The sequence below is a fragment of the Vibrio sp. 10N.222.46.A1 genome (genome assembly GCF_041473595.1).
In the GTDB taxonomy this organism is placed as follows: Bacteria; Pseudomonadota; Gammaproteobacteria; order Enterobacterales; family Vibrionaceae; genus Vibrio; species Vibrio tasmaniensis_A.
On the sequence record NZ_JBFRSN010000465.1, the window covers coordinates 1 to 13,628 of the forward strand.

At 45.3% G+C, this 13,628-nt stretch carries 15 protein-coding genes and 1 pseudogene; 2 read left to right on the plus strand and 14 right to left on the minus strand.

Features of this window, described 5'->3' with window-relative positions:
* The 14 genes from AB4496_RS14015 to AB4496_RS14080 all read right to left on the minus strand — a co-directional run.
* Positions 1-834, minus strand: an 834-nt coding sequence (locus AB4496_RS14015) for a beta-ketoacyl synthase N-terminal-like domain-containing protein (protein WP_372131187.1), incomplete at its 3' end; no start/stop codon positions are given.
* Between the two features lie 5 nt (positions 835-839).
* Positions 840-1,463, minus strand: a complete 624-nt coding sequence (locus AB4496_RS14020) for a DUF3261 domain-containing protein (protein ID WP_102257957.1) — start codon at positions 1,461-1,463, stop codon at positions 840-842.
* The gene (locus AB4496_RS14025; RefSeq protein ID WP_102257956.1) at positions 1,460-3,832 is read right to left on the minus strand and encodes an MMPL family transporter; all 2,373 of its coding nucleotides are present in this window, start codon (positions 3,830-3,832) and stop codon (positions 1,460-1,462) included. The genes AB4496_RS14020 and AB4496_RS14025 overlap by 4 nt, the downstream gene beginning before the upstream one ends.
* Positions 3,804-4,502, minus strand: coding sequence for an outer membrane lipoprotein carrier protein LolA (locus AB4496_RS14030; protein WP_102257955.1), 699 nt, complete (start codon positions 4,500-4,502; stop codon positions 3,804-3,806). Before AB4496_RS14030 ends, AB4496_RS14025 begins: the two co-directional genes overlap by 29 nt.
* Positions 4,489-5,019 carry a thioesterase family protein gene (locus tag AB4496_RS14035; protein WP_009848597.1) on the minus strand — a complete coding sequence of 177 codons (531 nt, stop codon included), beginning with the start codon at positions 5,017-5,019 and terminating at the stop codon, positions 4,489-4,491. Before AB4496_RS14035 ends, AB4496_RS14030 begins: the two co-directional genes overlap by 14 nt.
* 39 nt (positions 5,020-5,058) lie before the next feature.
* Positions 5,059-6,606: a histidine ammonia-lyase gene (hutH, locus tag AB4496_RS14040; RefSeq protein WP_009848596.1), complete on the minus strand. Its 1,548-nt coding sequence runs from the start codon at positions 6,604-6,606 to the stop codon at positions 5,059-5,061.
* Positions 6,584-8,404 (minus strand): glycosyltransferase, encoded by a 1,821-nt coding sequence (locus AB4496_RS14045; protein ID WP_009848595.1) that lies wholly within the window; start codon positions 8,402-8,404, stop codon positions 6,584-6,586. The genes hutH and AB4496_RS14045 overlap by 23 nt, the downstream gene beginning before the upstream one ends.
* A complete protein-coding gene (locus AB4496_RS14050) occupies positions 8,397-8,759 on the minus strand; it encodes a 3-hydroxyacyl-ACP dehydratase (RefSeq protein WP_009848594.1) in 363 nt (120 codons plus the stop codon). Before AB4496_RS14050 ends, AB4496_RS14045 begins: the two co-directional genes overlap by 8 nt.
* Before the next feature lie 87 nt (positions 8,760-8,846).
* A complete protein-coding gene (locus AB4496_RS14055; protein ID WP_102257954.1) occupies positions 8,847-10,229 on the minus strand; it encodes an AMP-binding protein in 1,383 nt (460 codons plus the stop codon).
* Between the two features lie 6 nt (positions 10,230-10,235).
* Positions 10,236-10,793, minus strand: coding sequence for a septation protein IspZ (locus AB4496_RS14060; protein ID WP_009848592.1), 558 nt, complete (start codon positions 10,791-10,793; stop codon positions 10,236-10,238).
* On the minus strand, positions 10,793-11,050 hold the full coding sequence (locus AB4496_RS14065) for an acyl carrier protein (protein ID WP_009848591.1): 258 nt from the start codon (positions 11,048-11,050) through the stop codon (positions 10,793-10,795). The genes AB4496_RS14060 and AB4496_RS14065 overlap by 1 nt, the downstream gene beginning before the upstream one ends.
* 10 nt (positions 11,051-11,060) lie before the next feature.
* Complete coding sequence (locus AB4496_RS14070; protein WP_009848590.1) at positions 11,061-11,321, minus strand: phosphopantetheine-binding protein; 261 nt, start codon at positions 11,319-11,321, stop codon at positions 11,061-11,063.
* Between the two features lie 106 nt (positions 11,322-11,427).
* Entirely contained in the window at positions 11,428-12,198 is a 771-nt protein-coding gene (locus AB4496_RS14075) for a 1-acyl-sn-glycerol-3-phosphate acyltransferase (protein ID WP_009848589.1), read from the minus strand.
* On the minus strand, positions 12,195-12,974 hold the full coding sequence (locus tag AB4496_RS14080; protein ID WP_170962735.1) for a beta-ketoacyl synthase chain length factor: 780 nt from the start codon (positions 12,972-12,974) through the stop codon (positions 12,195-12,197). The genes AB4496_RS14075 and AB4496_RS14080 overlap by 4 nt, the downstream gene beginning before the upstream one ends.
* Before the next feature lie 71 nt (positions 12,975-13,045).
* Between AB4496_RS14080 and AB4496_RS14085 the strand changes: the two genes are divergently transcribed.
* Positions 13,046-13,435 (plus strand): hypothetical protein, encoded by a 390-nt coding sequence (locus tag AB4496_RS14085; RefSeq protein WP_009848587.1) that lies wholly within the window; start codon positions 13,046-13,048, stop codon positions 13,433-13,435.
* 29 nt (positions 13,436-13,464) lie between these two features.
* Positions 13,465-13,628 (plus strand): annotated as a pseudogene (locus tag AB4496_RS14090) (SAM-dependent methyltransferase); the annotation flags it as partial.

A 13,628-nucleotide genomic window follows, 5' to 3' on the forward strand; every position in this document is an offset into this window, starting at 1 on the left:
ACCTAACGCCTTTCTCATTGCTTGCTCTGCGCCATTCCCTTCAGGGTGGGGCGCTGAAATATGGTGTGCGTCGGAGCTGTCTCCATAGCCTAATAGGGCTATATTCGAAGTGCTTTGAGTTGTATTAGTAGCGGTTGGTTTTGTCTTGCTAAGCAACATAAATGCCGCTGCTTCTCCGATGTTGATGCCATCACGAGAGGCGCTAAAAGGCTTACAATGTGTGGTTGATAGCGCTTCAAGACCATGAAAGCCATTGAGCGTCAGTTTACATAGTGTATCGACACCTCCAACCAACACAGCATCAGCCATTCCTGAATCTAATAAACGTTGGGCAGTAACAAATACACGGCCACTTGATGAGCAAGCGGTCGATATCGCATAGCTTGGCCCGGTTAATGCACAATGTTGGCTAACAAACTCAGAGGTGTTGCTTAGCTCTTGTTTTGAATAGTGGAAATCTTCGGGGAAAGAGCCATGTTCTAGTTTGTGTTTAAACGCCGTTTCACCATCAGAAATTCCCGAGGTGCTTGTGCCGATAACTACAGCAATTCTATCGGCACCAAATTGTGATTTTGCTTGCTCGATAGAGTCTTTGATTTGATTAACAGCCGATAACGCCAGTTGATTGTTGCGAGTGGCGTATTCCGCTTGTTCTGATGGGATTTCTGGTAATTCGCCAGCCACCTTACCAACGACCGTCGGCTTACCGTCGTTTAGCATGTCGCTCACTTCAACCATGCTTGATTCATGCTCGCCTTTGAGGCAACCATGAATGTCAGCAACGCTTGAGCCTAATGCGGAGTGGAAACCACAGTCTTGGATATAAATAGGCATGATGTTTAGCTCTTACTTGGGTTATCGACAATCGTTGAGTTCAACGTTTGTATCGTGATGGTGTAGCCTTGAATCAAATGCTTGAAAACAATGTTGCCTGCGGTTTTGTGTGTTCCGGGCTCTGCTTGGTAATCAATTTTAATGATTGGCTGTTGGTTTTCATCAAATACGGTGCGGCTGTTTTCGGTATCGACCAAATACCAACCGATGTCTTGTAAAGGTTGAGCCCATGCTTCAACTGGCCATAGAGTCAGCATCAAATTAAATAGTACTTGCTCGGGTAGCGGCAGGATAGCGCCAAGACCAGATAGAACTTGAGTATCAATCGTTTGGTTTTGGTATTGCAGCGATAGAATGCGAGTACCCCAAGAGGAGAAACCCGCCAACACGACTTTGTCTGATGTGACTTCGACTTGAACAGGAAGTTGCTGCGTATCATCTTGCCATGTTGCGCTGATCAGCTGACTTGCCGTAAATGAGTATCCCAGTTCAGCAGGCAGCGGCAAGGCGAGCTCTGTGTCTTTGTCGATTGCGACACTTGCGCCTGTAGGCTGTTGAGACACCATCGAACAAGCGCTGAGTAGTAAGCCCAATCCAACGGCGAGCGCTATCTTGATTGTTTTGTTCATCTAAAAGCCTCTCGAGAGTTTGATTTTTCCGCTGCTTGTTGGTTGTTGATTGCAAGTGGCGAAAGCAACCACGCGACGAAAATACCAGTTAGGACGGTAACACCGAAGCTATGAATGGCATGAGTCTGACTCAGTGACAATAAGCCAAATGAGAGTAGCGTTGTGAGGCCTGACAAAGTAATCGCTAATAAGGTGCTTAGTGATTTCTTCTGTTCAGCAAAGAAGAGGGTATAGTCGATACCAATCCCTAAAATCAGAATCAAGCCCAGCAGATTAAACAGGTTTAACGTTGAGCCTAAAATGCCCGTTATCGCTAAACCAGCGACTCCGGCAATTAATGAAGGCAACAGCATTAATAGGCTTTGCTTCACACCGTAGCGCCAACCTAACACCATTCCAATAGCGGCCAAAGCTATCAATAATAGCTCGGTGATCTTGACTCTATATTCCGCAAAGAGAGCGGAGATTTCATCGGCTTTATTCAGGTATTTAACGCCTTGTTGCTGAGCAAAGCTTGAATCGAGCCATTGAGAGAACAATTCTGAATTCGTGACGTCTTTGATCAAAATGACTGACGCCGCTTGTCCATCGATAGGTTTTAACCAAAGTGGTCGAACAGGTTCTGACACCGGTGATTCCAAAAACCCAGATACCGTGATTGCTTCGAACTTAGGTAATTCTGGAAAGCTAGGCCAACCAAGAGTGTTCTGTAAGATATGGCTTTGCTGGCGATAGAGTTGTTCAACCAATTGATAGTTATCATGCTGGTCTTGTTTACTTAACAACTGCTGATTGATGCTGCGATATCCTGAGATACCTTGGCTATCGATTAAAGAGTCTAAGCTTGTGGTGATTTCTGCCAGTTTTTTGAGTAGCTTTTGATCGCTCTTAGCGGTCACCAGCAGCATATTTTGGCCACTGCCTAATCCTGATATCTCAGTAATGGCTTGCTCTTGCTGTTTGAGTTGATCAGGCATCGCTTGAAGTTGGCGAATATCGTCGTCGTAGCGAATTTGACTGAGTGATATCAAGCTAACGACAGTCACTATTAATGGTAAGCCAATTCTAAACTTTTGGTTGCTCCAGAGACTTAACCAAGTATGCCAAAGTTTCGACAAGGGAAGCGGGCGTTCTTGACTTGGTTTTGCCGCTAAAACGGGATACCAACACACCACACTGGCGTAAGCTGCGATCAGTCCAATCGACGAAAACAGAGCAAGTTGCTGTAAACCCGGGAAAGGTGCCACCAACAAACCTAGGTAGCCAATCAAGCTGGTGATCAGACCCAAGGTGATCGCAACGATAATATGTTTCAACCCTTTGTCGCTTTGCCATTGATTACCCGCCGCCAAACGATCGGTTAGGTAATGAAAAGAGTAGTCGATGGATACGCCAATCAAGCTGGCACCGAACACCAAACTAAATAGGTGAACTTTGCCGAAGATAGCGACGGTGCTTGCAAGAGCAACCAACAACCCAGTGCTGATGGAAAGCAAGGATAAGGCAAGTGGTAGGGCACTACGAAACGTCAGCCACACCAATAAAATAACACCGGCTAATGAGCCCAAACCAATAGTACTGATTTCTGATTTTGCGCTTTCGGTGCCGTAATTTGCGTAGAACACCACACCAGTATGCTGCACTTTGACGCCAAACTGCTTTTCGACTTCGCGCTCAATTGAATCAAGATCAGGAAGTTGTTCTTGAATCGCCAAGCTATAAGGTGAGCCAGCCAGCGTAGCCGTGACCAAAATATGAGTTTGCTCATTAGACTGGGCTGTGAGGTAGCCTTCTTTCAGAACAAAGTTGCTTGATTGAACGCCAACTGCACTGATGTAGTCGCGAAATAGCAGAAATGGGTCGAGAGATAGCTCTGCTGCAGTGACGCCTGAAAACGGATTGTACAGAGACTGAATGACATATTGAGCTCGCGAATCCGGCGAGTGTGTCAGCGTCTCTTTTTGTTGTTGGGTCAGCAGTTGAGCTCGGTGACGAAAATAGAAGTCGCTCCACTGGCTTTGAGTACTGGCGTTGATTTTTCCTTGAACTTGCTTAAACAGAGTTGGCTGGCTTGAGAAAGCTCTTTGGTTAAGTTTTTTTTCAAAAGCGTCAGTCGCTGTCATGGCTTGTTCGACGTCGGAGGCACTTATGATAAAGACCACTTGCTCGCTCATCGAGCTGGATATCTGCTGAAAGGCTTGTTCTACCATGGGGTCTTGCTGGTTTTCAGGCAGCAATTTCATGATGTTGCTTTCAATGGGTACTGACGAAGAAAAAGCGAATTGTTTGATCAACAATCCGCTAAACAGTATTACGACAACAAGCCAAGCAAGGGCTAGGCTAGAATTGGAATTGTTGCGCTTCAGCATCTGATAATACTTCCGGTAGATGACTTAACTGGCTAAATTCGATCACTGTGCTGTCTCCACGAACTTCTCTAAGTTCGATACGTTCAATGTCATCTTGTCCTTGCAGCGTGATGGCTTCAAACACCGCGTTCATTGGTGCATTCTTTGGCTTTAGAGTGAGTGTCCATCGTGTGTCTTCTGAACTTGAGTTTGCACTTTCATCAGAATTTTTCGCAGTTGCTGGTTCAAATGAAAGTGAGAATTGCTCTTGAAGCTTTTGCGTATCCCCATGAAACACTGACAAGAAGATATGGCTGAAATAAAACGCCATCGGGTTTTCTTTGTCGGTGATGATTTTAGCGGGTTGATCTGCAAACCTTTGGCTCAGTTTGTTATCGGTTAGCACTAAGCTCACAGGGAAGGGGGTCGCTTGTGTCCAAAGTAAACCATTCGACTTGTCTAACAGGAAAGTACCTTGTGATGTTAGAGGTTGGGCGAACATTTCCATGTTGCGTGTTTGAGTAAACTCACCACGAACGATACTATTTTCGCTTAACACGGTTTGTAGTTCTGTAATAGAACCGACAGCATTTGTGTTCTCGCTAGCGCCAGCAAAGTGACTAGCCATCATTGAAGCAAGCCCTAGCAGTGCGATACTGATTTGCTTACGGCCGTGTTTAAACAGACTCATGTTTCACCTGCTGCTGTGTGTTAGATACTTGAGATGGGTCTGATTGTTGGTCGTTTGGTTGCTGCTCAGCTGATTGGGGTAAGCAGCCAAATTGATGCCAGCGTTCGACTTTATCGGTAAACACCTTCGGCGAAGCAAAACACATCTCTTGCTCTTCAATGGTTACTGCAACCTGCATGGTGTGAGCGCGTGTCATACGAGCACCGGTGTTGGCATCGTGAATTTCGTAGTCAACACGCAAGCGGTTTTCCCATTCAGTTAACTTAGCGGATACCGTGATCTGATGATTAAACGGTATTGCTTTGATGTACTTTACGCGCGTGTCGATGATCGGCCACATGTAGCCCGAATCCTTCATCTCATGGTAGTTGTACTCAATCTTATCCATCATGATGCGCCTAACTTCTTCAAAAAATCGGAAGTAGTTGCCATGGTAGATCACGCCCATTGGGTCGGCATCTTGGAATGAGGTTACTAAAGTAACCTCTGATTTTAATGGATGAAGGATTTCAGACATAAATCGCTCTCAACAATATTGCGTAAAGGGTTAGCTACTCTAGGAGTAAAGTGACCAGTGTTGACTTTGAATACGAGCAATGAAGTGGCGTAGATCGCCTTCAAGTGGTCGATCTTCTACGATAAATTCAAACTCTTTAAGCACTTCGTCGCGAATGTGCTTTAGGTTTTCACTCATGTGGTGCTCATCAAGCTCATTGTGGCGTTTACGAAGCTCAAGCGCTTGTGTCCCCGCCAGAAGTGATGCTGCCGCTACTTGTTCAGTCAGTTCAAGAACGCGTAAGCAGTCACGAGCCGCAATAGTGCCCATGCTGACTTTGTCTTGGTTGTGACACTCGGTTGAACGAGAGAACACGCTTGCTGGCATGGTGTGTTTTAATGCTTCTGCTGTCCAAGCTGAAACGCCAATCTGTACCGCTTTGAAACCGTGGTTGATTGGTTTACGTTCGCCTTCAGCACCGGTTAGGTTAAATGGCAAGCCGTTGTTGAACTTGTAATCCATCAACTGCGCCATTTGTCGATCAAGTAGGTCTGCAAGGTTGGCTACCGCTGTTTTTAGTGTATCCATTGCCATTGCGATGTGGCCACCGTAGAAATGTCCACCGTGCAGTACGCGCTCATTGTCGCCATCGATAATTGGGTTATCGTTAGCGCTGTTGAGCTCGTTCTCAATCATTTGGCGTAGCCAAGGCAGAGAGTCTTGAACCACACCAATCACATGTGGAGCACAACGCAGTGAGTAACGATCTTGTAAGCGATCACTGTTGCGTGGCGGGCGATCTGCTTGTAAGTCATCACGTAGCCATGCAGCAACTTGCTGTTGACCCGGATGAGGCTTCACTGCAAACAGCGCCTCATCGAAATGGAAATCGTTGCCTTGCATACCTACAGACACCATTGCGGTGATCTTAGTCGACAGCTGAGCTAGGTATTCTGCACGTTTGTAGGCGATACAAGCTAAAGCCGTCATTACTGACGTGCCATTCATCAATGCTAAGCCTTCTTTTGGCTTAAGCTTGATAGGGTTAATCCCTAGCTCTTTGTAAACGTCACTAGTAGGGCGAACTTCACCTTTGTAGATGACATCGCGCTCACCAATCAGGGCAGCTGCCAGATAAGACAGCGGCGTTAAATCACCACTGGCACCAACCGATCCTTCTTGAGGAATACGCGGTGAGATATCTTGATTGATCAGAGTGACGATCTGGTTGAGCAAATCGTGCGTCACACCAGAGACACCTTGTGACAATGAACAAAGACGTGTCGCTAATACGGCACGAGCTTGCTCATGAGACAGTATTTCGCCTAAACCACAGCCATGAAAGCGCGTTAGATGCAGTGGTAATTCATCAACAAGGTTTGGCGGAATTGCAACGGTACATGAGTCACCGTAGCCCGTTGTCACACCATAGATCACGCCTTCTTCTTTCAATAGGCGTTCTAAAAAAGCGACACCGCGGTCGATCTTTGATGTGAACTCATTACTTGAGTTCATCGAGGCTTTTGCGCCTTGTGAAATAGCGACAACATCCTCAATCGTGAGGCGTTCGGCACCAAAGGTGATGCTATTTGGATTTTTTTTCGTCATGGTGCTTGCTCAATGTCCAAAAGTTAAAAAAGTTGTACCACTGAAGCGGTGCTTTCAGTGTGTAGTGCTGAAGTCGGTCTGCGTATTTCTGCACGACTTGCTGTAAAGATTGTTCGCGAGTCTTCCTTGGTAGCTCTATCTTGTCGCTGAAATGCTCAAAATAGACATTAAAATGCGGTTTGGTTTGTGAGTCATCTCGTAGGCCAAACAGTAAGAATACTGGCGCTTTGAGAACAGAGGCTAACATAAATGGCCCTTGAGGGAAGGGAGCTTCTTTACCCAAGAACTCTGCCCATACTGAGCGACTCTCTTTGCTGGTGGAGGTTCTATCGCCAACGATCACAATCCATTCACCTTGCTCCAATTTTTGTTGCAACAAGATGGCGGTATCAGGGCCCATCGATGTCACCTGAATCAGGTTTAAATCAGATTGTGGGTTTACTGCTTTCATCACCGAATTAAAGCGTTCGGCGTGTTCCGTGAAGACCAGCGCATTGATTTTGATGTGTGAGTGTCGACGTCCCAAAGCTCGGCACAACTCGATATTACCAAGGTGAGAACCCAGGATTAGCACACCTTGCTGGTTTTCCACCATACTTTCGAATTGCTCTTGACCATGAATAGTCAGGTTATCGACTGAGAAATCACCTTTCCATGCGGCTAATTTGTCTAGCATGGTGTGGCCAAACGAAAGCAGGTGGTTATAACTGGTTAATTCAGCGGGTAACTCAATATTCTGTTGCTCTGCGTATGTCTTAAGCTGGAATAGGTATTGCTCAGAAGCGTTTCGCGCGCGTTTGCCTGTCAAATGGTAGTAACGCATCACACCGCGCAAAATTAGGTTGAATACACCTCGGCCTAATAGTGAGTACACAGCTAACAACAGTTTGATACCGAGAACTGTGCCGCGCTCTTGAGTTCTGGACCAATGAGGCTGTTCAGTGCTATTTGGTATTTGCTGCGCCTGATTGCTTTCTGAAAATTGTGTCGAAGTCGTTGGGTGATCTTCAGAATCTGATTTGAAGTGACGAGCAATCAGCTTAGGGGCTCTTGGCAGCATGCCGAAGAACAGTCGAGTATGCATCCAACTGATTTTTACGTTGTCCCACAGCGCATCGAAATGAGAGACACCATTTTCAGGGTAGATGACTCGCGTCTCAATGAAGTCAATGTCGCAACCTTCCCAGTATAAGCGAACCAGAATCTCGATATCGAAGTCCATTCTCGAACCGACATCGTATTTATTCAGTACTGTTTGTGTCTTATCGATTGGATACGCTCTAAAGCCACACATGCTGTCTTTAATTGAGAGAGATAGAGTTTCTATCCACACCCAAATATGTGTCGCGTAGCGCCCGTAGAGCCTTGCCTTCGGTACGCTATCGTCATAGACAGGCTGACCTGAGATCAGGCGCTGGGGCTTAGCTTGTGACGCTTCGATTAATGCGGGTAGGGCGTCTAGGTCATGTTGACCGTCAGCATCAATCTGAATGGCATGACTAAAGCCGAGCTCCTGTGCTCGCTTGATGCCAGCCTTTACGGCACCGCCTTTGCCTTGGTTCTGCTCAAGCGTCACCAAGGTTACGTTTGAATTCTCTACTAAGGGAGCCAGAAACTGTTTCGTGGTGAGTTCACTGCCATCGTCAACGATGATGATCGGCAACTCAAAATGATGGAGTGACGACACCACTGCAGGCATGGTTTCGCCGTGGTTAAAGCACGGAATTAGGAAGCAAGCTTTGTAGTCGCTTTCTTTTGTTACGTGTTGAGAAGCAGTCTCAGCAGGAGCGCTATTCACTTTTCTCTCCCAGCTTCATTTTTCCTGAAGAGTGGGTCTGTTCACCGCTGTTTGAGGTGTAGCTGAAGCTCAGCTTGTCTTTGTCAGCATCCCATTTGAGTGATAGCTGGATTGTGGCGTCAGGAAGGATAGGCTCTTGGAATTTGATGACCTCCATACCTTTAAAGTAACCAGGGACATTTAACTCTTGGACAGCATAGTGAAGTGCCCAGTCAATTTGTGTCACACCGGGAAGAATAGGGAAGCTCTTAAAGTGCCCCTTAAAATCGGTGATGTCTCCGGTAACATGGAGTGTCAGGGTCGATTCTTTCTCTACAGTGTCAACAGCAATGACGTTTGGTTTTCTCTTATCCATAGCGTGTGCTTAGAATCCTTGGGCTAAAATGGGTCTTCTGACAAAAATATAAAAGATAATCTCAGTATAAAATGCGACCAGTGATTTTTATGATTTGACGAGCTGCTCTATGTGAGAGGTTAGTCGCTTGCCTTGGCTGTTGAGGGGGATCTCATCAACAACACGATACTTTCTTGGAATAGCGATTGGCTCTAACCATTTTCTGAGTTCTGAACGTAACATTAACCAGAATTTACCTTTACTCATGGTTGCGAGAGTCGCTTGGCCTTCCTCTGATAATACCAAAACTGACGCCAAGATTAAGCGTTCAGGCTCTTCAAAGGGAATGACCACACACTCGCTTATCCAAGGTAGTTGCTCCAGTCGCTTTTCAACTTCAACCAGTGATACTCGTTTTTCTTCTATCTTGATCACTCGGTCGGTTCGGCCTTTCAATATAAATTGATTATCTGAGACCATTTCGCACTCGTCTGCGGTTTGATACCAGTTGTTTTTGTCGATGTACGGCGACAATAACTTAATGCAATTCTCACTATTGAGACTGGCCTTAATACAGTCAAAAAGCTGCCAAGGTGTTTGAACGCTCTGTTGCTGACGAAACGCGATGCCGCCGGTTTCTGTGCTGCCAAACACTTCGATAGGTAAATGCCCAAGCAGACCTCGTGATTGATGAGCCGACTCGGTAGGTAAAGGGCCACCAGAAGAGAATACCCCCGCTAGATGCGTAGACTTTGTCTCGTGTTTTAATCGTTTGAGTAGCGCAGGGCTGCTGATCAGCACGCTCTGCTTGTTAGCGTGAGACAGGATCTGTTCCGGGTATTCGAGATTGTTTCGAGAAAATGGAACGCTAGAACAAAGCGGCCATAAGATTCGAAACAACAGACCATAGATATGTTGGTGTGAGACGGTGCTGTGGACTTGGTTGTCTTTAAGCAAGGCGCCCCAGTTTTTATCTAGCTGAGCGATTTCAATATCTAGGTGTTCTAAGGTCTTATGGATTGCTTTTGGTGTACCGCTTGAGCCTGAAGTAAACAAGGTCAATTGGATTGCTGCTAACTCAATGGCGGGAAGATTATCGGTTAGAGGTTCTCGTATTTCGGTGTCTAATAAGGTTTGGATATTGCGAACTTCATTTATTTCCACTGCACCAATCGCATCATCGACCAACAGACAGTCAAAATGCTCACTCAGCTCGGCAAGCGCACACGGTTGATAGTTACCTGGCAAGATGATGTGTTTGTTGCTGGCTGCGCACGCTAAAAAGGCCACTGAAAATAGGTAGCTGTCTTGGGTGCAAATCGCAACTCGTTGAAAAGGGGATGAAGATAAAAGCTGTACGAGTTGAGATAAGTCGTCGTTAAATGTTTGCCACGAAATCTCGCTATTGTCGTCAAAGCAGACAATACAATCAGGCGATCTGTTCTGACTGAGAAGTTCAGACAAGGAAGTGTAAGAGACGGTTTGGGTCATAACAATTTAACTCTGACGAATGCGCTGTCTTACTACCCACTCTCCTGCAAAGAGCAACCCTGCAAATACATAGCTGAGTAAGCCATTGTATAGGGTCCATATTTCAAGAGGTTGGAAGCAGGTGTAAAGGGCGATAGAGCCATTGATAACAAAGAACAGACACCAAACTTTGGTGACTATTCGTGTGTAATCAACGCCACTTTGTGGAAGTTCTGGCTCTTGGAGGCGAGCAAGCCGCTCGATAATCGTTTGCGGTTGCCATAGGCTCGAGGCGAACACAACCAGCATACAAACATTAACGATGACGGGGTAATAAGTTAGCCAGCCGTGCTGTTTGAAGGTTAACCCTAATGCCAGCAGAACAATTCCGGCACTTCCGCTGATCCAAGCTAGGTGTTTTAGCTCTTTGATTTTAGCCTGACCACCGGTGAAAATGCGGACAGCAAAAATAGCGGCTAAGACGATACCAACGGTTTGTAGGCCAAACTTGTTGAGTCCAAAGTAAACCGCTATTGGATAAGTGAAAAGTATGATTGCCGACAGTAAAGTCAGCAGAGGACGCATTATGCGTCCTTCAATAGTTCAACGACAGACTCGACAACGTCATTAACGGTGCGTACTGCTTTGAACTCTTCAGGCTTGATCTTCTTACCTGTAACGTTCTGTAAGTGAACGACCAAATCAACGGCATCAATGCTGTCGAGGTCGAGGTCGAGATAAAGGTGTGCTTCTGGAGTGATATCTTCAGCATCAAGCTCAAACAGCTCGATAAGCGCATCTTTAACCTGGTTGAATACTTCTTGTTGGTTAGCTTGTGTCATAAAGATCTGTCTAGTTGTTCGTTTTAGATGAAATGTAGTTAGCTAGGTTTTCAACCGATGCAAAATGCTGGCGAGTGTTTGAATCGTCGGCATCGATAACAATGTTGTACTTTTTCTTGATAGCAAGGCCGAGCTCAAGGGCATCGATAGAATCTAATCCAAGTCCATCACCAAACAGTGGTGCTTCCGTTTCAATTTCATCAATGCTCATATCTTCAAGATTCAGTGCGTCGATAATCAGTTGTTTTAGTTCGTTGTGTAATGTTTCCACTTAGGCCTACTTAGTACTTTATCTAAATGCTACTTCAAGGGGGGCGATTCTACATTATGTGATGTATTTTCGAAACGCTGATATCACCAGTTGTTTTATTGATGAGCTAAATATTTTCTTCGGAAGGAAAAATAGTCTGTGCAAGGTGTTGATTGAGGCGCCTTGCTGCCGAAGTTAAGTTATTTGAATTCTCAATAAAAGGTGCGACGTCTATTTTACCTTTCACTGCGATATGAAAAAAGGGTTTAGTGGCAGGAACTTGATACCATTTTTTCTCTTTTGTTAAGAATGTCGGAGAAACTGTAATATGAATCACGCGTAAGTCGGTTTGTGTTCGAGTGGCAATTTGTGCCGCACCACGTTGTAAGGATGGTTCAATTCCTGGCGTTGTGCGAGTGCCTTCAGGGAAAACTAACAATACATTTCCACGCGAAAAGCGTTCTTCACAGCGTTCTAAAAGATCGTCAGGGGTTTGGTTGGGTATGTATCCCGCTGCTTTGACAATCCTCTTCATAAACGGGTTTTCCCATATTGCCGCTTTAACAAGACAATCACATTGAGGAAGTTGAGAGGCGATCAGTACATAGTCAATCAAGCTAGGGTGATTGGCGACAATGATGCAGTTGCGATCTTCGCGGAGCAGTTCGGCGCCATCAATTCGGTAATCAATCGCGCCTGTAAACTTCATTATTTGGCAGAATGCATTGAATGAGAAACGGATTAATCGCTGTGCTTTGAGCTCTCTTTCTATGACGTTGCGAGTCGTTAGGGCGATCGAAGGTAAGATTAAGAAGCTTAAGACTAAGCCTCCCAAACCAAAGATGGTAAAGCAGAGCCCCGTCGCGAATACTCGCCAACATTGGCCTACTTTGCTCATTTCTGTGCACCTGTTTGCGCGTTATTGACCCAGGACCAGTTTTGGTGCTTACCAGCAATAGTCCAATGCTGTGTTCCCAATAGGATATGTTGTAGCGTTTGTAGGCCTTGCGGTAAATCAGCTGCTGAGTTGTCTCTAACTTTGGGGGTGCTAGCGATTGGTTTACTTGTTACTGCTCTCGAAACCGAGTAGTCACTGCCTGCTGTGAGTACTAAACCTAGAGCGTAGTCAGCATAGTGCTGATTTTCATATTCTCGATATACATCAGGCAGAGGTTGGTCGAAGTCAATGACGAGTACACGATGTGACGGATACTGATGTAGGTAAAGATAAGCTTCAATCAGGGCGTTGTGAAAGGTATCTTGCCCAGCAGCGATAGAGGTCAGTGGAATCGGCGCTTTTGCAGCAATCGTTGTTAGACCTGCAGCGGTGTTGTGTACCGATTGGGAAAACGCCATTGGAGAGGCGTCGTCACCTTCTAATATTGATTGAATTAAAGTGGCTGTTCGGTGGAGCTCACCATGTCGACTGGCAAAAACCAGATAATCAATCGAGGTATCTTTTAATAGGGTTAATGCGGTTTGGACGGCCAGTTTGCTTTGCAGGCTCATTCGGCGGCGCATCATAGGAGGGATGGCTTTAAATTCAGTTGAGCCATTTTGTGGCCAATCTAAATGAGTGCTCCACGTTTGCCACTCGGCAACGGAATAGAGGCCTGGCGAATTTGCTGACCATTTTTCAATATTAAACGACATTAATTGGGATTGATTTGACATAGAGTATTGATTTACTTTGGGTCTAACTAATACTATGCATGCTTATAAATAAACACGGGTAAGGAGTTTAAATGAAATTACTAAAAATAGCCGTTTCAATGTTATTTATACTCGTTCTTGCAGGCTGTGGACGTGTCCAACCTGTAATGAATATTGAGGATACTCCAGTTGCTTTGAATCTTCAAAGTAAACAGGTGAAATCAGCGATTTATGAGTCTGCTGAGAACCGAGGTTGGTTGGTTTCAGAAATTAAGCCAGGCCTAATCCGTGCTGAACTGTATGTCCGTTCACATCATGCTGTGGTTGATATTCCATATAATGATAAGTTTTACTCTATTCTTTACGTCGAATCCGAGAATTTGAAGTACGACGATGGTGAAATTCACCGTAATTACAACCGTTGGGTTAATAACTTGAACGTTGATATTAAACGCAAGCTTGCACAAATGGCTGCTATGTAGCTCTCTATTATTTTAAAGTTAGGTTTTTCGTGTCGGAATATAAATTAGATCCATTTAACGCATTAGAAGCAAAAACAGAAGCGCAAAAATTGTCTTTTGCTCCTATTGTTTTTCATACAGCTCGTACACTTCGTGATTTAGGTATTTTGAAAGCGTTAGATGATGCGGGCAATGATGGTTTACCCGCTGAAAC